Here is a 19,745-nt window from a genome sequence, read left to right as displayed (position 1 = left end):
GCCTGAAACTCAGTATATTGCTTAAGAACCGAACAACTTTAGGCTGCCATGTCTTCCAACCGAATTAAGCAACAAAGCCGCTTTCAAGGCACGTGGAAGGCCGTCTATTTTGCCTGTTTCTTTGTTGATTAAATTGGCACGTTCAGCGACGCCCATCAAGGTGCCAGCGGTGTCAAAAATGTTCACAAACAAGAAGGCGAGAATGATGCTGATCATGCCTACATTCAACGCCCCCGCGATGTCCATAGCCATAAAGGTTGGGGCTATGCTTGGCGGCGCGGAAAAAATTCCGCCGTATTCGACAAGATCCAGCCCTAAGCCAATTAAGGTCACGCTGAAAATTCCAATTAGCACCGCGCCGAAAACTTGTTTAACCGCAAGTACTGAGATGATAAAGAAACAAACAGCAGCGAGAATCGCTTGTGGTTGCGTGAAGTAGCCAAGGGTTACCAGTGTCGCTTGGCTGCCAACGACGATTCCCGCACTTTTCAGGCCAATGATTCCCAAAAACAAGCCGACACCAGCGGTCATGCCGTAACGAAGTGAGGCGGGAATACTGTTGATAATCCATTCTCTTACGCGCGAAACACTGAGCCCAACAAAAATCACGCCAGAGATAAATACCGCACCAAGCGCGACTTGCCAGCTATATCCCATTTCCCCTACAACGGTGAACGCGAAAAAAGCGTTCAATCCCATACCTGGTGCGAGGCCGACAGGCCAGTTTGCGAACAGTCCCATCATGAGGGTACCGATAGCAGCACCGATGCAGGTTGCGACAAAGAGTGCGCCCGGATCCATCCCTGAGGCTGACATGATATTGGGGTTCACGAAAATGATGTATGCCATGGTGGCAAAAGTGGTGATCCCGCCAATGAGTTCATTTTTTACTGAGGTACCGTGCTGGCTTAACTTGAAGTAACGCTCCAGAAAGCCACTCTTACCTATGGGTTGTTCAACAGAGCTTTGCTTTTCCATCATTTCATTCCTGTTGTTATGGGGCATGTACTGCACGTTACGCGCGCTGCCTTACATAAGATTCAGACAAATCGCGGCTAACACTATTTCGAAACACTAACGTGTTTGTGAAATGGCGAGGCAATATCGAAACGTCAACGCTCCCCTAGACTTACTGCGAGTTTTCCTTTTCGCATCATTCCTTTGGCATTAAGCCAGTGAGTTTGTATTCGGCAATGTTTGCCGATAAAAAGACTAACTTCCTCTATAGGTTGAAAAGCTGTAGGGCGAAACCAGTAACGGGACGTGGTAGTGCGCATCGACATCATCAACACCAAACCGAATGATCACATCGTCTAAAAATGGGATGTCACTGAGGGAAATCCCTCTGTTCCTGAAGTAGTCGGCGGTGTTGAATTGAAGTTGATATTTGCCGGGCAGAAAATGACTGCCGTCCAGAAGTGGTTCATCTGTGCGTCCATCCGAATTGGTTGTTGTGGTGACCACATGTTGCAAGGTGTCACCTTCGACGCGGTACAAGGATACGTCGATATCCGCTCCCGGCTTTCCTTGCGCGGTATCTAACACATGCGTCGTGAGTCTTCCCATCTGTGTTTTGTCCTTTTGTCGAGGTATCAAGGTAGGCATTTTAATGCGCGTTACCTTGGATACTAATACAGCCGATTTTGTCTGCCCGCTTCTCAGTTCTACTGATTCGAATGAATCCGCACAATGTGCACATCTACAATCTAAAATGTACACAATAGTTAATTGTTGTAAAGGTCAAAAAATATGCAGTTCTAATTGTGAGAATCAAGCAATAAACCACGTATATAAAGGGTTTGGCGCGTATTCTCTGTACCCATTATAGGTTTAATGGATTTCAAGAAACTTGAAGGCGACGACATTTTGTTAACTTGTTCTTGTAAATTGTATACAAAGTGTAATACTAAAATTGAACGCACGGGAGTCGAAGCTGGGCCTTTGATCTTTCAGCCGCAATAAACAGATAAGTAATAGCGGCAAATACAGACAAATTTTACGCAAGGTTTAAGGAAAGGAATGCGCGATGAGTAGTGACTATCCTCGGGATTTAAAAGGCTATGGTGCTCATCCGCCTCACCCAAGGTGGCCGGGTGAGGCGCGGATTGCGGTTTCGTTCGTACTGAATTACGAAGAAGGTGGTGAACGCTGTGTGTTGCATGGTGACAGAGAGTCAGAAGCGTTTCTTTCGGAAATACCATCAGCGCAACCGCTTTCTGGCGTTCGCCACATCAGCATGGAATCCATCTATGAATATGGTTCACGCGCGGGTGTTTGGCGGATCCTTAGGCTTTTTCGCCAGCATGAGATACCACTGACAGTTTTTGCGGTTGGCATGGCGGCAGAGCGTTACCCTGAAATAATTCAGGCGATGGCGGAGGAAGGCCATGAGATTTGTAGCCACGGGTATCGCTGGATCGATTACCAATATGTTCGAGAAGAAGACGAACGTGAAGATATGGAAAAAGCTGTCGCTGCACTAAAAGCGATTACCGGTGAACGCCCGTTAGGCTGGTACACAGGAAGAACGAGCCCAAACACACGCCGGCTGGTGGCAGAAGAGGGCGGCTTTCTCTATGACTCAGATGCGTATGATGATGACCTTCCCTATTGGCATGAAGAAGGCACGAAGAAAGGGAAGCCTCAGTTGGTCATTCCGTATTCACTGGATACCAACGACATGCGCTTCTCTACGGTTCAAGGTTTCAATGCCGGTGAGCAATTCTTCCAATACTTGAAAGACAGTTTTGATGTGCTTTACGAAGAGGGGCAGGATGCGCCCAAAATGTTGTCCGTTGGCTTGCATTGCCGTTTGATTGGTCGGCCTGGGCGTTTAGTGGCGCTGAAGCGATTTATCGAATATGTCCAACAACATGACAGAGTCTGGATCACTCGCCGTGTTGATATAGCTAATCACTGGCACACGCATCATCCGCACTCAAGTATGACCACGGAGTAGGTACATAATGGCGTTATTTTCAACGTGTCGGCCTAGCGAACAGACGAAAGATCAGTTTATTGAAACTTTTGGCGGTGTGTATGAACACAGTCCTTGGGTGGCTGAAACTGCTTTTGGAAATGGGTTAGATGCGGCATTTGACGATCAAGACACCCTACATTTACGTATGTCTAACGTACTGAATGAAGCTGACGACGCAAAAAAAATGCAGGTGGTGTTGGCGCACCCCGACCTGGCTGGCAGAGCCGCTCAATTGGGTGAGTTAACTGCGGAGTCGACGACTGAGCAAGCAAGTGCGGGAATTGACGAGTGCACACCAGAAGAATTTGCACGCTTTACTGAATATAACCATCGCTACAAAGCGAAATTCCAGTTCCCGTTCATTATGGCGGTGAAAGGTGCCAACAGGCATTTGATTCTGTCAGCGTTCGAAACACGTCTAGAAAATGACTTAACTACCGAATTTGACACTGCGATTGGCGAAATCAACAAAATCGCATTGTTTAGGCTACGTGATTTGTAGCTCTCTGGGTGCCGTGAGTGTGATAACCCATCACGTGAAACGGTAAATTCAGCGTCTCGCAAATTGAAGCTCGCCGACAGCATATTCGATGCTTTCAGCCACAGTGAAAGGGGAAAAGACGCGACCTTTTGTATCAATAATACCCATGCTAAAGGGCAATGAGGTATTGCGGATACACGTGATAAAAGGAAGCAATAATGGAAAACCGTCCTGAATTCGTCAAGCTTGTGAATCTCGCGAGCAGCCGTTTAGGCACGCAAGTGACTTACGCAACCGATGATTTCTTTGCTGATAAACAGCGTCTTGTCGATGATGAACCTGCGCAATGGAAAGAAGGTGTTTATGACGACAACGGAAAGTGGATGGATGGCTGGGAATCTCGTCGTAAGCGTGAAGAAGGGCATGACTACTGTGTTGTAAGGTTAGGCTTGCCTGGGAAAATAGCAGGCGTAGATATCGACACCTCTCACTTTACGGGGAACTACCCGCCTTCTGCATCATTGGAAGGGTGTTATTGCGCCGATGGCGAGCCCCAGGAAGACCAAGTATGGCAAGAGTTGCTTTCCTCTATGAACCTAAAGGGCGATAGCCACCATTTCGTGGACGTTGATTGCAATACGCCTTTTACCCATTTGAGATTTCATATTTATCCCGATGGCGGTGTCGCTAGATTGCGTGTTTACGGTCAGCCCGAAATTGATTGGACGCGCGTAAGCTCTGACCAGGAGTTAGATTTAGTGGCTGTCGAGAATGGTGGCCGAGCACTGGCATGTAATGATCAGCACTTTGGGCACATGAGTAACCTAATTATGCCAGGGCGAGGCGTAAACATGGGTGATGGCTGGGAGACAGCGCGACGTCGTGTGCCGGGTAATGATTGGGTGATCCTTTCGCTGGGTCATACTGCTTATGTGGATCGTATTGCGATAGACACGGCGTATTTCAAGGGAAATTACCCTGATAGCGTCTCGATTCAAGCCGCTTATGTTGAGGGCGGTACTGACGAACAAATCGCAACACAAAGTCTATTTTGGCGAGAACTTCTACCCAGCCAGAAATTGTCGGCGGATAACATCCACGAGTTTGTTAATCAAGTACAAACACTGGGTGCGATTTCTCACGTCAGAGTGAATATTTTCCCTGATGGCGGAATCAGTCGCGTTCGCCTCTTTGGCCGAAAATCAGATTAATGAAAATCTCGTTACGGTGAATCCGTAACCGCAGGATGATGTTAGGAATGGAAAAAGATATTGTGCCGGACACCACGATCACATTGACGCCAGAGCCACTGACTCAGGAAGCGTTTTCGCAGTTTGGTGATGTCATTGAAGCCGAAAGTCGTGACTATTTCATGATCAATGACGGCTCTACGCGCCGCTACCATAAGCTTGCTACAACGCAAGTGGATGAAGGGAGTGGCGTTATCATCAATATCTTTCAAACAACACCCCAGTCATATCCTTTCGACATCAACATGTTGGAGCGTCATCCAAAAGGCTCGCAGGCATTTATGCCGCTGTTGGGGAATGACTACTTAGTTGTGGTCGCGCCACCAACCGATACGCCAGCCCTTCATGCCATTCGTGCCTTTTATGCTAAAGGCTCACAAGGGGTGAATTACCACCGCGGTGTTTGGCATCACCCTGTGCTCGCTTTGTCGTCGAACGATCAGTTTCTGGTTATAGATAGGGAAGGCGAGGGTAAAAACTGTGATGAGTTTTTCTTTTCAAAACAGATGCGTGTGATATTGGCGCCTAAATTGTGATTTCTCTGTCTCAAAGAGAGTCGCTTGCTGCTTTGTTTAAGGTGAACACCAATATCTGAGAAAAACAGGAAGGGACGACGTAAGCTTTATTGTTAATAGCAAGATAAGCAACGGCGTCCATACAGGAGGTTGTTATGGATCCGTACATCACGGAATGGTTGAACCTTGCGGTACGCTGGATACACATGATCACCGGCGTCGCGTGGATTGGCGCTTCTTTCTATTTCGTTTGGCTTGAAAATAACCTAAATAGGGACAACCCAAAGGAAGGATTATCGGGTGATTTGTGGGCTATTCACGGTGGTGGTATCTACCATCTGGAAAAGTACAAACTGGCCCCGCCTAAGATGCCTGAAACCTTGCATTGGTTTAAATGGGAAGCCTATTTTACGTGGATCACTGGTGTTGCGCTGCTGACGATTGTTTTTTATTCCAACGCAGATATTTATCTCGTTAAACCGGGCTCTGGTATCTCGCCAATGACGGCGGTTGCAATAGGTATTGGTTCTTTAGTCGCTGGTTGGTTCGTCTACGATTTCCTGTGTGATTCGCCATTGGGTAAGAAGCCACTACTATTAGGCGTTGTGTTGTTTGCGTCACTGGTTGCCGCTGCATGGGCATTAAGTTTGGTGTTCAGTGGACGTGGCGCGTACATTCACGTCGGTGCGATCATCGGCACCATTATGGTGGGGAATGTTTTCCGTATCATTATGCCGGCTCAGCGTGGCTTGGTGAAAGCGATAGAGGAAAACAGAGAGCCTGATCCTGAATTACCCGCAAAAGGGTTACTTCGTTCTCGTCACAACAATTATCTGACGCTGCCAGTGCTGTTTATTATGATCAGCAACCATTTCCCAAGTACCTATGGAAACGAATATAACTGGGCAATTTTGGCTGGATTGTCAGTGATCAGTGTATTGGTTCGCCATTACTTCAACACGCGCCATGGAAGCCAAAAGTATGCATGGACAATTCCAACGGCAGCGCTTGGATTGATTTGCCTTGCTTTTGTTTCTAACCCGAATGTGTTTAAAGAGAAAAAGACGGATCTTGTTGGTTCAGCCTCGGGAGCAGAGACCGTGGAACTTGGTTCGCTGCAATCATCTGATATGGTTGCGTTTGAGACGGTAAAAACCATTATTACGGAGCGATGCACGGTATGTCACTCGCAACAGCCTACTCATGCCGCTTTTGCTACAGCGCCTGCTGGGGTGATGCTTGATACACCAGAGCAAATGCAAAATGAGGTTGCAAGGATCGTAGCGCAGACAGTGACGACGAATATCATGCCCTTAGGTAATTTGACACAAATGACCGTTGAAGAGCGTGAAGCGATTGGAAAGTGGGCTGACAACGGTGCACTTATCCAATAAGACAAGCAAGTTGTCGATGTTTATGGATATCGTCAGTAAAGAAGGCGCGTGATTTTCATCGATAACTTATTGTTGTATCAATAGTTAATACTCACGTATTAGCGTGTCTTAATACAAAATAGAGGTATTTCACGAATTTATGCATTCATAAGTATTAAATTGGCAAAAAGACAAGAATGACCAAGAAATGAAAATTGATCTTCGTTATACTCGCCAGCGTATAAAAAAACACCGCTTTAGCCTTCGATTCAGACATGAGTGAACGGACTAAAACGTAAATTGAAATACTTGTAGGGGATATAACGTGGAAACCGTTCTGGTCGTTGCTTTTCTTGTCGCTGCATTCTTCATCGTCAAGAAAGAGCGCAAATGCCGTTGTAAATAATACTAGGTAAAAACTGAATTCCTTTTTAACACCTTTTTTCAGTTCATTACCATCATGTCTTAATTTACGGGATAACGGATACAGTTCGTATCGTCGTTACTGGGAAGAAGACAAAAAAAGCAGAGCATAGCTCTGCTTTTTTATTTTGTAAGATCAATACGTTATTCGACCAGGATGACGCCATTCTTAGCAACTGATTTCATGTGCGCCATCATAGCGATTTGGGCTGCATCAGTGATACCGTAAACATCATAGATACCTTCAACAGTGCCTTCTGCTTCTTGCGTTTCAAAAAGCATACCCGAAGCGACAGGCTTACCGCGTTCCATTGCGACATAAAGAGCGACATTGATACCATCGGGAGTAGGAATGTCTGTCAGAGATAATTGGGACAGATATTCCATCATCACTTCTTTCTCATTGTCCGGCCATTTTTGCGACAGCGTGTGAGCATATCGCACCACTAATGGGTGGCAATCGACGGCATAAAAAGAGAAGCCTTCGGGTGAGTCGGTGTTTTTAACCTCTTCTACTGACGGGCAGGTTTCTGCGGCTTGATAGACGCCCAAGCCTAATTTGCTCTCAGGGGTAGGAAACTGGGCATCGCCAATATGACTAGCCATCCATTGTTGCTTTTTATGGAAGTGAGAAAGAACAGAAGATTCGATCATTGTGGCTCCTGAGCCTATGCAACATCAGCATGTGAACCCCGATAATACCGCCGTTAAGTGAAATAACAATCTCCAGAGCACAAAATGAGGAAATGTTTGAAACGAATGGCTAACTCTTAACCAGTTAGATATTGATAGCGATAGGGTTGTTTAAGTATAAAATAGGAAATCTTTCAGTAAAACATGCGATTCAGGGGTTCCTCTTTTATGTCAGGCCAACGCCTTCAAGCCCAATTTTCAAAAATCTACGCGTACTTCGGTGGCAGAGACAGTGATACCAATTTGGAAACCATGGCTGACATTCTGTGTTGTACACGGCGAAACGCACGTATGGTACTCAACAAGATGGCTGAGCAAGGTTGGTTGAGTTGGGATCCTGCCGTTGGCCGAGGAAAGCAGAGTCGTTTGAATTTCTTCCGCACTGAATCAGACCTTCAGATGCGTCGGGTTCGAAAGTGGGTGCAAGAGGGAAAACTCGATGCGGCATTGGAAGATCTGGACAATGACGCGGAAAAACTCGCAAGGTTGATTCAGGAGCAACTGGGGGTATCTACCCAAGAAGGGAAGCAGATCATCCGTCTTCCTTATTACCGCAGTTTTCCAAATCTTAACCCGACAAAACCCTTAAGACGTTCTGAACAACATCTTGTGACGCAAATTTTCAACGGTCTTACGCGCATCAATGAAAAGACCGAACAGGTTGAAGCTGATCTTGCACATCATTGGGAAGCTATTTCGCCTCAGCAATGGCGCTTTTACCTGCGTCCGGCCGTTAAATTCCATGACGGTAGCCTGTTGCATACTGAAGATGTAATCTGGTCTATCAAAGCCCTCACTGACACCCCTTACTTTTCTCATATTGATCGTATCGAAGCTCCTGAAGAGAACGTCATTGATGTGTTTCTTTCCCTAGCCGATCACTACCTGCCTGAAACGCTAGCGATTCCTATGGCAGCGATTCAGGCAAAGAAAATGGCTCAATCAAAAGACAGCGACAGGCTGCCGATTGGAACGGGCCCGTATCGCGTTGCCATTAACAATGAACGGCAGTTGGTGCTTAAAGCGCACGATCAATATTTTGGGTTTCGTGCGCTGACCGATGAAATCGAGATCTGGGTATTAGACAGTGCGGCCATGTGTTACTTGCAGCCAACAGCCTCGTTGGATCCTACAGCGTTAGACTCTCGCCAAGGGACATTACAAAGTGATGCGGGTGATAGGTTAGAGTTGGATGAAGGTTGTAATTACCTGTTATTGAATCGACAAACGGGTATTGCAAAAGATGGCCGGTGGGCGAAATACATCAGTCAGCGAGTGTCGTCGCTTTGCCTGCTACCTTATCTGGCGAAACTAGAGATAGGGGAGTATCGCTTAATCAATGCGTATGGTTTGGTGCCTGGCTGGATCCACACGAATGTCTCGTCATCCAAAATTATGGCGCCTGCTCAGAAAACGCTGCGACTCGTTCATCAGTCGGAAAATCCGCTGTTTCCTTTACTTGCTTTGGCTCTCAAACAAATGTTGGCGGAAGACGGTGTAACGCTTGAAATTGATACCGTGCCATATGAAGAAATGATGATGCCGAAGAAAGCCAAAAAAATTGATATCTGGCTCTGCGGAGTCAGTTTTGGCAATAAGCGTACAGATGCGATTCTTCCGTGGCTGACAAACTTTGAGCACCTGTCTACTGCGATGCCGACTGAGGAATTTCACGGGTTGTGCGAGAAAATGGCCGCATGGCGCGAAGCGTCTGACAGACCATTTGATGCTGAATCTGTTGGTCGCTCTCTTGTTGAAACGTCACAATTAGTCCCACTGTTCCATATCTGGCTGGGTGTTGTTGATAGCGCGGATCTTGAAGATGTATCGTCGAATCGCGTTGGGTGGTTTGATTTTAAATCTGTATGGAAAAAGCCACGTATTTAGTTCGCGTTACTCAATGTAAAATGTTGCTGCCAACAGTAAAGGTAAGGTGATGATGGTGAGTAAATTACCGAATAGCACCATCGAAGCCACTTTATCAGCACCGATTCTAAAACGTTCCGCCAGCAAGAAATTCATCACGGCTGGTGGAAGCATGGTGAATAGCAGCAGCATTTTCATGTGCTCAGCTGGCAGTGGGATCCAGTGATAAATAGCCGCAAAAGTAATGCCTCCGGTGACGAGGCTGAGCCCGGTAGAAAGTAGCCCAATTCCAATGCCTGACCAACGAATAGCGGTCAATTGCACACCCAGTGAAATCAGCATGATAGGCACTGCCGCCTGACCAACCAGTGTCATGGCTTCATAGAGTGGCTTCCACAATGTAAGATTGAATAGGTTGAATGAAATGGCCGCGAGGGACGCCCAAAGGAGCGGCATTTTGAGGACATTTTTGAACTGATATTCATCGTTACTGAGCAACGCCAACCCGACGGTGATATGCAGTAATAATGACACCACAAACAACAAAACGGCAGGTCCTTCTGCGGCTGTGCCAAAGGCATATCCGAACAAAGGGATCGCTAAGTTTCCGCTATTGCGAAACATTTGTGGTGGTGTCCAAGTTTTATAAGAGAGCTTAAGCAGTCTGCATGCGGGGATCATTAACAATCTAGGGAGAAGCACAGCAAGGGATGCGGCAAATAAGAGTGAGGATTGTTCCTTTCCTAACGGCATCGTGGCGAGGGTTGAGAATACCAAGCAGGGGATCATTAGATCGATATTGATTCGATTGATGTCCCCCATATCGGGCTTAAATTGTTTTCCCACAAAAAATCCCGCGATCACCACGGCAAAAATAGGAAATAAAATACTGATGACTTTTTCGAGCATCCTTGCCTCAAAGCAGAAATAAAGTGTGGGTGATGAATAACCTATTAGACACCACGCTACGTTAACTTTCTGCTTTCATCAAGCCTATTGGTCATACGGTAATCAAGGATACGTGGGGTGTACGTAACTTGTAATAGACCGAACTGAAATATGCGTGGCGTGATTTTTAACGAGGAATGGATATTAAATCTGATAGGTGGCGGTGAGTAGCAGGTATTTGTATAGCGGTAAGCCGTCACGCTGTCGGTGAAAAGGGTTAAACAGTCGGTGACGCCCTTTTTCCAGAGAACATTCCTTTTCGATGTCTCTGGCGAGGTTTTGCTCCGCTAAAACCAGTTTTATACCTTGTGAAATGTATTCGTCGATATGAATGGGTTGGTGACCAAGCCACCAGCTAGGAATTGATTTACTGGCACTTGAACGATCAATCCAGTGGTCTGCGACGATGATTAATCGAGCGTCTTTTGTTTTATCAATAGAGACTTCTCCAAGCACCTGTTTGATATCCCTGACGAGCCCATTTCGACAAGCAGAGCTTGCGCTGATCATACGGTGAGCAAGAACAAATACTTGGTGGCTGTCTGTTTCGATGCAATAGATGGGTTGTTTATAGCTGGAGGTTTCTTCTAACTGACTAAATTGGGTGTCGATATTAAGGTTGTCAAAAGAATGAACAATGCGCCGTGACAGAGCCTTGCCCATATGGCTGTCTTTCATGCCGCGATTGTGAATTGTAGGATAGTGATGTTCGCAGAAACTCAAACAGTCTGATTGAAAGTTTCTCAAACTTTGTGCGATGAGTTCGTCCAACAAAAAAGTCCACTCCAAAAACAAGCGTTACTACATAAGGTTACTTAAAGTATGGCAAAAAAATTGAATTTGCTATATCAAGTTTAGCTATTTGTGGTTAGAGGTGGAAAAGTGATACTAACTTCGTCTAATTGCGGGGCGAAAAACTATTCTTTTCAAGGTTTTCCAACGAATCAGTAACAATGACAGGGCCAGTGTTAGGTAAATCGCAGGTTCAACAAGTTCTGATTTTGAAGACCAATAAAAGTGAATGGGTGCAAGAATCAGCGCAATATAAACGCTGTTATGCAATTTTTGCCATTTTGCGCCCATTGACCTTTGAATCCGCGACGTTGACGTTATGGCTAATACAAAAAGTATCAGCCAGCATAAAGCGCCAACAGTGAGGTAAGGGCGCTTAATGATTTCACTGCCAAGTAAGGCGACGTTGAAGCCAAGATCCAGCGAAAAATACGTGAACATATGTAGCGTTGCCCAAAAGAATGCGTAAAGCCCGACCATCCGTCGACATCTCACCAATAGTCCTTGTTTAGTGAACCTCGCCAATGGGCTTATCATCAATGTCACGATAAGCGTGTTAAGAGCCGCGACACCGGTGTAGTGTGTTATGCCTTCAACGGGATCTGCGCCAAAGTTTCCGTTTAAAACTGTCCAGATGAGATCGGCAAGGAAAACCAAAGAAATCAGGTGAATTGCTGTTTTCACCCAGACAATTTGTTTTACGGTTAGCCTCATCAATAGTTAGCTCTCAAGTCCATATCGCGATACATGCTTGCCACTTCCTCAGCATAACCGTTAAACATCAATGTAGGTTGCCTGCGCGAGCTGAAAATGGTGCCTTCGCCAATAAATCGCTCAGATCCCTGACTCCATCGCGGATGGTCAACCTGCGGGTTAACATTGGCGTAAAAGCCATACTCATGACGGGCTAACAAATTCCAGGTGGTTGCTGGTTGCGCTTCCAATAAATGGATTTTCACAACAGACTTAATGCCTTTAAACCCATATTTCCAAGGAACGACCAATCGAACGGGAGCCCCATTTTGTGGCGCGAGTGTTTGACCATACAGGCCAACGCTCAATAGCGTTAATGGATTCATGGCTTCATCAAGACGTAGGCCTTCGACATAAGGATAATCGATGCCGCCACCGACGAACTGAGAACGTTGTCCGGGCATTTGGTCAGGGTCGTACAGAGTTTCAAAAGCCACATATTTGGCGCTACCTAGCGGGTCAGCTTGTTTGAGCAGTGAAGCAAGGGAAAAGCCGACCCAAGGAATGTTCATTGACCATGCTTCGACACAGCGCATGCGATACAGACGTTCTTCCAGTGGAAAGCGTTTGAGAAGGTCCTCATAACCTAGGGTGATGGGATTGTTAACTAGCCCTGTAACTTCAAGCTTCCAAGGATCGACACTAAAAGACTGACTGTTTTCAACAGGGTCGTTTTTCCCCGTTCCAAATTCGTAAAAATTATTGTAAGTCAGAACCTTTTTTTCCGGCGTAAGTTCAAGACCCTTACCAAAAGGCGTATTCGTTGCGATGAGAGGATCTCGGGTGAAAATGGTGGACGAATCCTCTTTCTTGTCATCACCGAAAAGACCAAAGAGATTAGCGTTTGCGTGTGTTGCGACAGGCAACGTGGCGGTGATGATGCCGAGTTTTTTTAATATATCTCTGCGCTCGCGATAAATGGATTCTGGTGTCAGCTCATTCTCTTTCACGTCTGATTGTTTTTTCCGGCGAATAAGCATGGTGTCTTTCCTTATTATTGTCAGCCTTTAAAGTTTTTTCGCTGCAATCAGAAAACGCATCCTCAAATTGCTTGGGTACATAGACCTACCAAACGTATCATTTCTTTCATTAGTTTAGGTTTGGATTAAAAAAATCGAACACTTTCGATAGTTTTGAACGGATTTGGCAAGTAGAGTGGCAGTTCTGCGTGGTTTAGGTGATAAATTGACTAAAAAGCAATCGGTTAGTTGCTTCAAGGTCTAATTACGCCGTTTAGTGACTACGCATAAATATGTTTTTGGTTTTGAAATGGATGCATACATGAAGCGTATTCTTGTCATTCTCGCATTAATGCTGCCAGCGACTGCGGCGCATTCTCAGAGTTTTTCGGCGGGTGTATTTTTAGGGACGCCAATGTCGGGAATTACCATCACACAGGCTAACTTGAGATTATCAGTGGGTCTGGATGACTTTGGCGTTGCAATTGACGGCTTATGGAGCTTAAGCGAGTGGTTGGGCAGACCTGAACTGCAAGGTGTATATGGCTACACTGGTATTCAGTGGGTCAATGATGACGTACACGAATGGGGTCCGAAAGCAGGGGTTGGGATTTCCGTTCCTGTGGGTCATGGTAATGCCGAGCTTTATGGTGAAGCGGGTTCAACGTGGTATTGGAAGGAAGATGCCGGATTTGAACTTGAAGGACTTATTGGTTTAAGGATGTACTTTTAATCCCGTCACAAGGCCAACATGTATAAAGAGCACCGAAAGGTGCTCTTTACGCTTTGTATCAATGCAGAGAAATTGACATTAAATAAGTCTATTCTTGAACCATAGACAGGGTCGAACAGGTCTGAATACATGATATCTTCGGAGGAACTCACGTTGCTTACATGAATTTGCCGCGTGAGCGTTAATAGGGTGTCTATATATAGGAACTATCGTTTTTCTTCCGACAAGCCAATAACACCATTGCCGAGTAACATTTGAAACAGTTGAGACCGTGACGCATGAAATCGAAACGGATAGCCTTTCTAACACTTCTACTTTGTTTGTCGCCATTGAGCAGCATTGCCAACGAGTATACTTGGCCAAAACCCCAAACGCGTTTATTGGGTGAAAATTCCGTTCATATCGTTAAAGATGGTGAGCATCTTGAAAGCATCGCTAAATTGTATGACGTTGGTTTTTTAGCGTTACTGTCGGCAAATCCAGGAGTAGACCCCTATCTGCCAGAAACAGGAACGTTTGTCACTATCCCTCAGCAATTAATTCTTCCTGATGTTGATTATGAAGGCATCGTTATAAATCTTGCCGAATTGAGACTTTATTACTTCGATAAAAAGGAGAAAAAAGTACACGTCTTTCCGATTGGGATTGGTCGAATTGGCCGAAATACGCCCGTCATGAAAACCAAAATCAGTCAGAAGCGAGAAAATCCAACATGGACCCCGCCTGAGAGTATCAAGAAAGAATATCTTGAGGAGAAAGGCATTGTATTGCCAGATGTTGTTCCTGCGGGTCCAGAAAACCCACTGGGAAATCGAGCGCTTAGGTTGGCATATGGAACTGGGTCTTATCTGATTCACGGTACAAACAAAAGCTTTGGTATTGGATTGAGGGTGAGTTCAGGTTGTATTCGTATGCGCCCGAAAGATATCTTGTGGCTATTCGACAAAGTGAATGTCGGTGAAAAGGTTCGGGTTATTAATGAACCCGTGAAGACCAGTTACGAGCCAGACGGCGCGGTGTTTGTTGAAGTGCATAGACCATTATCAAACGATGAGTCGGATGCGGGCACACGTATGCTAACTAAACCCGATATTCGTATTTCACATTGGTTGAAATCAAACGCGATGAATGAGACACGCTATCGAGCGGCATTGGCGGTGCAGTCAGGTATTCCTATTGAGATGGGATACGCTGCGGCTCCCGAAGGAGCCGCAGAATTATAGTATGAGCACGCGCACAATTGCTTATTTCGTGTAAGACTGTGCCATGTTGTCAATACGCTCGTTAGCTCGGGCTGCTTCGTCATAAGACAGAGCAGATGCCGCAGCTACGTCAGCAACATCGCCTTGTAGAGCAGAAACTTGGTTGGAAAGAGAATCTACTTTAGACGACAGATCTGCGACGCTTTGCTCTAGAGCTGAGTTGTTAGAACAACCAGCTAAAATTGCGGTCGAAGCAATCGCTGCTAACGTTAGGAGACGAATTTTCATAGTCAAAAACCTCTTCATTATTGTTGGGTTGCCTTACTGCACTGCTTTTTACCTGTTAAACAACTGGCTGCAGTATAACCATAGACTGCGATTAGCTATTCTGCCGCCGTGAGTCTCACATATCCGCCTCAATGTTGATACAGCTTAAAAATCTAAGCCTGCAGTCAGCATAAAAGGTTAGTCTTTTGTCAGACTAGTGGGCTGATTCATGCCCATGTTTCATTACTGTGAGCGGCATGACTTTCTTTACAGGAATGTCCAATGAAACACTTGTCTGGTCTGAGAAAAATAAGTTGAGTGGTATGGTGCTTCCTTCCTTAAGAGAAGAATGAAGATTGAAGAGCATGATGTGCAGCCCGCCAGGCTCAAGGACTGTCTTACCGTCTGCAGGAATCTTAATGTTATCGACCTGACGCATTTTCATCAGGCCATCAATCATTTCATGGCTGTGTAGTTCGACCGTTTTTGCAGCGGCAGAGGATGCACTTAATAAGAAGATATCGTCGTCGCCATTATTAAGAATTTCCATAAATGTGGCACTGTTTGGTGCGTGGGGAGGCGTCGCTCTAGCATAAGGGGCATGAACATCAATCTCTGCGATTGCACTGGCAGACATCAGTCCCAGTATTAACCCGATAGAAGCGGCTTTAAACATATCGTTTACTCTCCGTGTTATTCGTTTTAGTGGCTTGTTTTACTGTATTGCAGTGTCCGTTAGACGAAGAATGGCGTCTGACACCATGTTTGGGTTTAGTGTATGCGGCACTTTTTCTAACAACGCACCTTCTGGATTGAGAAAGTAAAAATACGAACTGTGGTCGACAGCGTACTCCATCGCCGAGTCTTCTAACTCAGTAATTTGGTAAAGGACGCCATATTTCTTAGCAAGCGTGTCTATGGACGCCTTCGTCCCACTTCCTCCTTCAATCATGGGGTGAAAGTAGCCCGCATATTCTTTCGCTGCATCTGGCGTATCCCGTTCTGGATCGAGCGTGATAAAAATGGGTCTCACTGCACTGAGAGTTTTTTCTGGCAATGACTTTAGCGATGCAGCAAGAATGGCCAAAGAGGTGGGGCAAACATCAGGACAATGGGTATACCCAAAGTAAACAACCCTTACTCGTTGGTCTGTCGTGTCAAACAGGTTTAATGACTCTGCCCCTGTTTGGAGAGTGATTGTGTTTGTATTTGAGGTTGTGGTGTCTGTATCTTGAAAATGATCAACCGCGTAGCGCGCTCCGAGGCCTGCTAACAACGCGACAGACAAAATGAGTATTTTTGTTTTCATCGCACCATTTTTATATCTACGGGTAATAGGATTTGGTTGTCAGGGCTGGATATCTGGCCTCGCCATGTCATTTCTTCATGCATGCAAAGTGGCAATAAAACGTCGCCTCGATAAGTACGAGCCCCGATGTCGGCTAACTTAAGTTTGTATATTCCCATATTCATTTCGACACCTTCCAAGGCCAAAACTAAGTGATCGGGAGCAGGTATGTTGTCGTTCAATGTGACAGTCAGACTTGAAGGTACCAGCGGTGCAACGGTGTCCTTGGCGAGGTGTGCGTTGGCTTCAGTGAAGGTACATGCCATTTGGCCCAGAGTACAAGTGGGTGCGATCGCGGTTGTCGACACTTCACGCGCAAACAAAAAATTGTCTGCAAATAAGTATCCTATCAAAGCGAACAGGGTAATAGCAGAGAGTGTTACCACTCGATTTTTAGAATTCGTTGTAATCATGCCTGAACGATAGTGGTAATAATAGCGTCAAAAATATTATCACTTTATGTTACGCAGCTGTGTGAGAAATGTCTTGAAATGAAAGGAATAAAAAAAGCTGCCCGAGAGCAGCTTTCATGAGTTACGTTCTCCGCCACGAAGAAGCGATCAGTCGATCATTCAGTCTGCCATCTTTTCTGAGAACTTTTCCAAACCAACCACCAAAGCAAAGCCGACCACCATGGCGATGATAGAAGGTACGAGTAACGAAGGTTGACCCGTTACGGATTCAAATGCGCCGGGTGTCAGCACTTTTTCAATCAGCGGAACTTGTTCACCCGAAGAGTTAATTCGGTAGCTCAATACTTCTTTCCAGGGCCACACTTTGCCAAGTGCGCCAATCAGCAAGCCGGTCAGAAACGCGATGGTAAGGTCGCGATACTTACGAAGTAACCAAGAGAGCACGTGAGAAAACGAGAGAATACCGGCGAGACAGCCCAAAGCAAATAGGCCAAGAATCGGTAAGTTGAATGATTTTACAGCGCTAAGTACAGGGCCGTACATGCCAAGCAACAGTAGGATAAAGCTACCTGAAATACCGGGAAGGATCATCGCACAAATTGCAATTGAGCCAGAGATAAACACCGTGAGGTAATTGAACTCTAGGGATACAGGGTTCGCGACAGTTATACCGTAAGCGAAGATAGCCCCTACAACAGCAAGCGTCAGCGTTGATGGAGACCAACGTTCAACTTGTTTGATCATGTGAATGGCTGAAGCGATGATCAGGCCGAAAAAGAACGACCAAATCAATACAGGGTGTTCAGAAAGTGCATAGGTTACGGCTTTGGCTAGCGTGAGAATTGCAGTCAGGATACCGGTTAGCAACGAGGCGAGAAATGTGCCGTTAATGTGTTTCCACACGGCGGTAAACCCCTCTTTGCGCCACAAAGAGAAGAGAGAAGGATTAACACGGCGAATACTTTCCAACAGCGTGTCGTAGATGCCTGTGATAAATGCGATAGTACCACCGGATACTCCAGGTACCACGTCGGCGGCACCCATCGCCATTCCCTTGAAAAACGTCAAAATGTTTTGCTTCATTTACAACTTCTGATCCTGAAAAAAATTGGGTCAATTATAACGGCTTGAATCCATACCGAAACCCATTAAACGCAAGGGATTACAATTTGTGTGCGAATTGGCTAAACATTCGCTAATGTTTTAGAGCCCATGCATAGGCTAACGCGAGTTTTTTCTTTCCGTCGAACAATATCGGGTCACCATGTATGGGTAGGATATGTTCAAAAGGCCAAGTGAGAATTTCTTGCAACGATTGCCGTAGACGCTGTTTATCATTCACGCCTAGCCTCTGACAAAAAGGGACGATTGGATGCGTTTCGCACCCGCTTAATTTTCCGACCATACGACGAGCCAAAGACCCTTCATTCAACGCGATCACATTTTCTCCCAGAATCAGGGTGTGACTGACTGGATCACAAAATACGACTTCTTCACGGTGTTCGTTTCCGCGGATGATAGTTTGAAAAAGCTGATCTTTCCATCGGGGCGATGTGGCGGAATTGAGTACACCATCAAAGCCTATGTCGGTGCGTTTGGCAGCCAAGCCGGGCGCGGAATAAAAATATGCATCTGGAAAGGCTAACCACCAATCAGAGAGATCATCGTGAAGGTCTTGGTTAGCGGTTGTGATACAGCTTACTTCACCCAATCCCTCGATATAGCGCTTGATCGATTCGGTAAGTTGGCAGGGATTGTGGATAAGCAACGACCCGTTGTTGAGTCGAATGACTGACATGCGCAGCCCTATATCTATTCCGAACTTATGGCAGGAATCTAAGTGATACCAAAAACGATTGGCTTGCCACTCTATCATTGAAATTCATCCTTGAATTACGTCTTCAGGATAAATATCAGAGATGCAGGAGATGTGAAAGAAAATAATTTAAGTGGTGAAAATCAAATTCGCTGATTTACGTCGAAGAGTATTCTTATTCGAAAAAATTGAACATGTTGATTCGGTGCCGCTCATGTTCACATCTTCTCGTTGCCAATAGACTGTGAGTAACCAAGGAGGTAACTATGAGAGCGAAGCAAATAGTTCGTGTTATTCAGTCCCACGCGTCCAAAGACGGTGATGGCGTAAATATCCAAAGAGTACACGGATTTAACGACTCGACGTTTAGCCCGTTTTTAATGATTGATGAGCTGAAAAGTGACAATCCTGATGACTACGTGGGCGGTTTTCCTCCTCACCCCCATCGTGGCATAGAAACGCTTACCTATATGTTGGAAGGGCACTTTGAGCACCGTGATCATATGGGAAATGTTGGTCAGTTAAAAAGCGGCGGTGCGCAATGGATGTCAGCCGGCAAAGGTGTGATTCACAGTGAAATGCCAATCATGACAGACGGTGGGTTGCATGGTTTTCAAATCTGGATAAATCTTCCAGCGAAAAAGAAACGTTTACCTGCCAAGTACCATGATTTTCAGTCGCCTGAAATTAACGAGTATGGTTCTGAGCAAAACGTATTAAGAATGATATCTGGTACGTTAAAAGAAAACGGTGAGTGGCGAGAAGGACCGTTGCAAGACACTGGCGTTGAGACCGTTGTTGCCGATTGGCGAGCTATGGCGGGTGAGTTGAGGACGTTGACGATTCCAGCCCATTATCAAACCAACCTTTATATTTACAACGGTGAGAGGCTTTGTTGCTTAAATCGATGGAACTAAATCTAGAAGCTACGAT

Annotated in this window: 19 protein-coding genes and 4 pseudogenes; 10 read left to right on the top strand and 13 right to left on the bottom strand. The window is 45.7% G+C overall.

Annotated elements, in window-relative coordinates; genetic code table 11:
- Window positions 1-54 precede the first annotated feature (54 nt).
- Both B5D35_RS18460 and uraH read right to left on the bottom strand, forming a co-directional pair.
- Window positions 55-978, bottom strand: a pseudogene (locus B5D35_RS18460) (NCS2 family permease); the annotation flags it as partial.
- A 234-nt stretch (window positions 979-1,212) separates the two neighbouring features.
- On the bottom strand, window positions 1,213-1,566 hold the full coding sequence (gene uraH, locus B5D35_RS18455) for a hydroxyisourate hydrolase (RefSeq protein ID WP_078753994.1): 354 nt from the start codon (window positions 1,564-1,566) through the stop codon (window positions 1,213-1,215).
- A gap of 460 nt (window positions 1,567-2,026) precedes the next feature.
- Between uraH and puuE the strand changes: the two genes are divergently transcribed.
- The 6 genes and pseudogenes from puuE to B5D35_RS25530 form a co-directional block, all read left to right on the top strand.
- On the top strand, window positions 2,027-2,959 hold the full coding sequence (puuE, locus tag B5D35_RS18450; protein ID WP_078753993.1) for an allantoinase PuuE: 933 nt from the start codon (window positions 2,027-2,029) through the stop codon (window positions 2,957-2,959).
- Between the two features lie 7 nt (window positions 2,960-2,966).
- On the top strand, window positions 2,967-3,482 hold the full coding sequence (gene uraD / locus B5D35_RS18445; RefSeq protein ID WP_078753992.1) for a 2-oxo-4-hydroxy-4-carboxy-5-ureidoimidazoline decarboxylase: 516 nt from the start codon (window positions 2,967-2,969) through the stop codon (window positions 3,480-3,482).
- Between the two features lie 197 nt (window positions 3,483-3,679).
- Complete coding sequence (gene alc / locus B5D35_RS18440) at window positions 3,680-4,672, top strand: allantoicase (RefSeq protein WP_078753991.1); 993 nt, start codon at window positions 3,680-3,682, stop codon at window positions 4,670-4,672.
- A gap of 47 nt (window positions 4,673-4,719) precedes the next feature.
- Window positions 4,720-5,247 (top strand): ureidoglycolate lyase, encoded by a 528-nt coding sequence (locus B5D35_RS18435; protein WP_244556657.1) that lies wholly within the window; start codon window positions 4,720-4,722, stop codon window positions 5,245-5,247.
- 134 nt (window positions 5,248-5,381) lie between these two features.
- Window positions 5,382-6,264: pseudogene (locus B5D35_RS18430) on the top strand (urate hydroxylase PuuD); the annotation flags it as partial.
- 95 nt (window positions 6,265-6,359) lie between these two features.
- Window positions 6,360-6,620, top strand: a pseudogene (locus B5D35_RS25530) (urate hydroxylase PuuD); the annotation flags it as partial.
- A 546-nt stretch (window positions 6,621-7,166) separates the two neighbouring features.
- Here B5D35_RS25530 and B5D35_RS18425 read toward each other — a convergent pair.
- Entirely contained in the window at window positions 7,167-7,676 is a 510-nt protein-coding gene (locus B5D35_RS18425) for a hypothetical protein (protein WP_078753989.1), read from the bottom strand.
- A gap of 207 nt (window positions 7,677-7,883) precedes the next feature.
- On the opposite strand from B5D35_RS18425, the gene B5D35_RS18420 reads away from it, so the two are divergent.
- Complete coding sequence (locus B5D35_RS18420) at window positions 7,884-9,602, top strand: SgrR family transcriptional regulator (protein WP_078753988.1); 1,719 nt, start codon at window positions 7,884-7,886, stop codon at window positions 9,600-9,602.
- 6 nt (window positions 9,603-9,608) lie between these two features.
- Here B5D35_RS18420 and B5D35_RS18415 read toward each other — a convergent pair whose 3' ends face one another.
- From B5D35_RS18415 to msrP, 4 genes are all read right to left on the bottom strand, one after another.
- Window positions 9,609-10,490, bottom strand: coding sequence for an AEC family transporter (locus B5D35_RS18415; protein WP_078753987.1), 882 nt, complete (start codon window positions 10,488-10,490; stop codon window positions 9,609-9,611).
- A gap of 183 nt (window positions 10,491-10,673) precedes the next feature.
- A complete protein-coding gene (locus tag B5D35_RS18410; RefSeq protein WP_078753986.1) occupies window positions 10,674-11,303 on the bottom strand; it encodes a hypothetical protein in 630 nt (209 codons plus the stop codon).
- A 114-nt stretch (window positions 11,304-11,417) separates the two neighbouring features.
- On the bottom strand, window positions 11,418-12,035 hold the full coding sequence (gene msrQ / locus B5D35_RS18405; RefSeq protein ID WP_078753985.1) for a protein-methionine-sulfoxide reductase heme-binding subunit MsrQ: 618 nt from the start codon (window positions 12,033-12,035) through the stop codon (window positions 11,418-11,420).
- Entirely contained in the window at window positions 12,035-13,054 is a 1,020-nt protein-coding gene (msrP, locus tag B5D35_RS18400; RefSeq protein ID WP_078753984.1) for a protein-methionine-sulfoxide reductase catalytic subunit MsrP, read from the bottom strand. Before msrP ends, msrQ begins: the two co-directional genes overlap by 1 nt.
- A gap of 301 nt (window positions 13,055-13,355) precedes the next feature.
- On the opposite strand from msrP, the gene B5D35_RS18395 reads away from it, so the two are divergent.
- On the top strand, window positions 13,356-13,766 hold the full coding sequence (locus tag B5D35_RS18395; RefSeq protein ID WP_078753983.1) for a hypothetical protein: 411 nt from the start codon (window positions 13,356-13,358) through the stop codon (window positions 13,764-13,766).
- Between the two features lie 278 nt (window positions 13,767-14,044).
- Window positions 14,045-14,989 carry a L,D-transpeptidase family protein gene (locus tag B5D35_RS18390; protein WP_078753982.1) on the top strand — a complete coding sequence of 315 codons (945 nt, stop codon included), beginning with the start codon at window positions 14,045-14,047 and terminating at the stop codon, window positions 14,987-14,989.
- 21 nt (window positions 14,990-15,010) lie between these two features.
- Here the strand turns inward: B5D35_RS18390 and B5D35_RS18385 are convergent, their stop codons facing one another.
- From B5D35_RS18385 to B5D35_RS18360, 6 genes are all read right to left on the bottom strand, one after another.
- Window positions 15,011-15,256 (bottom strand): LPP leucine zipper domain-containing protein, encoded by a 246-nt coding sequence (locus B5D35_RS18385; RefSeq protein WP_078753981.1) that lies wholly within the window; start codon window positions 15,254-15,256, stop codon window positions 15,011-15,013.
- A 193-nt stretch (window positions 15,257-15,449) separates the two neighbouring features.
- Window positions 15,450-15,911 carry a copper chaperone PCu(A)C gene (locus B5D35_RS18380; RefSeq protein ID WP_078753980.1) on the bottom strand — a complete coding sequence of 154 codons (462 nt, stop codon included), beginning with the start codon at window positions 15,909-15,911 and terminating at the stop codon, window positions 15,450-15,452.
- A 39-nt stretch (window positions 15,912-15,950) separates the two neighbouring features.
- A complete protein-coding gene (locus tag B5D35_RS18375; RefSeq protein WP_078753979.1) occupies window positions 15,951-16,544 on the bottom strand; it encodes an SCO family protein in 594 nt (197 codons plus the stop codon).
- On the bottom strand, window positions 16,541-16,996 hold the full coding sequence (locus B5D35_RS18370) for a hypothetical protein (RefSeq protein ID WP_078753978.1): 456 nt from the start codon (window positions 16,994-16,996) through the stop codon (window positions 16,541-16,543). Before B5D35_RS18370 ends, B5D35_RS18375 begins: the two co-directional genes overlap by 4 nt.
- Window positions 16,997-17,155: 159 nt before the next feature.
- Complete coding sequence (locus tag B5D35_RS18365) at window positions 17,156-18,079, bottom strand: polyprenyl-phosphate transporter (protein WP_078753977.1); 924 nt, start codon at window positions 18,077-18,079, stop codon at window positions 17,156-17,158.
- A 112-nt stretch (window positions 18,080-18,191) separates the two neighbouring features.
- Window positions 18,192-18,872: a DUF4336 domain-containing protein gene (locus B5D35_RS18360; protein ID WP_078753976.1), complete on the bottom strand. Its 681-nt coding sequence runs from the start codon at window positions 18,870-18,872 to the stop codon at window positions 18,192-18,194.
- 206 nt (window positions 18,873-19,078) lie between these two features.
- On the opposite strand from B5D35_RS18360, the pseudogene B5D35_RS18355 reads away from it, so the two are divergent.
- Window positions 19,079-19,696 (top strand): annotated as a pseudogene (locus B5D35_RS18355) (pirin family protein); the annotation flags it as partial.
- Between the last annotated feature and the right edge of the window lie 49 nt (window positions 19,697-19,745).

Origin of the sequence: Enterovibrio nigricans DSM 22720 (assembly GCF_900167155.1) — a bacterium.
Lineage (GTDB): Bacteria > Pseudomonadota > Gammaproteobacteria > Enterobacterales > Vibrionaceae > Enterovibrio > Enterovibrio nigricans.
This window is presented reverse-complemented; position numbering and strand designations above follow the sequence as displayed.

Coding starts and splice junctions, on each gene's coding strand:
- B5D35_RS18395 (WP_078753983.1), top strand. CDS start 13,356: ATGAAGCGTATTCTTGTCATTCTCGCATTAATGCTGCCAGCGACTGCG.
- B5D35_RS18360 (WP_078753976.1), bottom strand. CDS start 18,872: ATGATAGAGTGGCAAGCCAATCGTTTTTGGTATCACTTAGATTCCTGC.
- B5D35_RS18385 (WP_078753981.1), bottom strand. CDS start 15,256: ATGAAAATTCGTCTCCTAACGTTAGCAGCGATTGCTTCGACCGCAATT.
- alc (WP_078753991.1), top strand. CDS start 3,680: ATGGAAAACCGTCCTGAATTCGTCAAGCTTGTGAATCTCGCGAGCAGC.
- B5D35_RS18390 (WP_078753982.1), top strand. CDS start 14,045: ATGAAATCGAAACGGATAGCCTTTCTAACACTTCTACTTTGTTTGTCG.
- B5D35_RS18365 (WP_078753977.1), bottom strand. CDS start 18,079: ATGAAGCAAAACATTTTGACGTTTTTCAAGGGAATGGCGATGGGTGCC.
- B5D35_RS18435 (WP_244556657.1), top strand. CDS start 4,720: ATGGAAAAAGATATTGTGCCGGACACCACGATCACATTGACGCCAGAG.
- B5D35_RS18375 (WP_078753979.1), bottom strand. CDS start 16,544: ATGAAAACAAAAATACTCATTTTGTCTGTCGCGTTGTTAGCAGGCCTC.
- msrP (WP_078753984.1), bottom strand. CDS start 13,054: ATGCTTATTCGCCGGAAAAAACAATCAGACGTGAAAGAGAATGAGCTG.
- B5D35_RS18425 (WP_078753989.1), bottom strand. CDS start 7,676: ATGATCGAATCTTCTGTTCTTTCTCACTTCCATAAAAAGCAACAATGG.
- B5D35_RS18420 (WP_078753988.1), top strand. CDS start 7,884: ATGTCAGGCCAACGCCTTCAAGCCCAATTTTCAAAAATCTACGCGTAC.
- B5D35_RS18415 (WP_078753987.1), bottom strand. CDS start 10,490: ATGCTCGAAAAAGTCATCAGTATTTTATTTCCTATTTTTGCCGTGGTG.
- B5D35_RS18370 (WP_078753978.1), bottom strand. CDS start 16,996: ATGATTACAACGAATTCTAAAAATCGAGTGGTAACACTCTCTGCTATT.
- puuE (WP_078753993.1), top strand. CDS start 2,027: ATGAGTAGTGACTATCCTCGGGATTTAAAAGGCTATGGTGCTCATCCG.
- uraD (WP_078753992.1), top strand. CDS start 2,967: ATGGCGTTATTTTCAACGTGTCGGCCTAGCGAACAGACGAAAGATCAG.
- B5D35_RS18380 (WP_078753980.1), bottom strand. CDS start 15,911: ATGTTTAAAGCCGCTTCTATCGGGTTAATACTGGGACTGATGTCTGCC.
- uraH (WP_078753994.1), bottom strand. CDS start 1,566: ATGGGAAGACTCACGACGCATGTGTTAGATACCGCGCAAGGAAAGCCG.
- msrQ (WP_078753985.1), bottom strand. CDS start 12,035: ATGAGGCTAACCGTAAAACAAATTGTCTGGGTGAAAACAGCAATTCAC.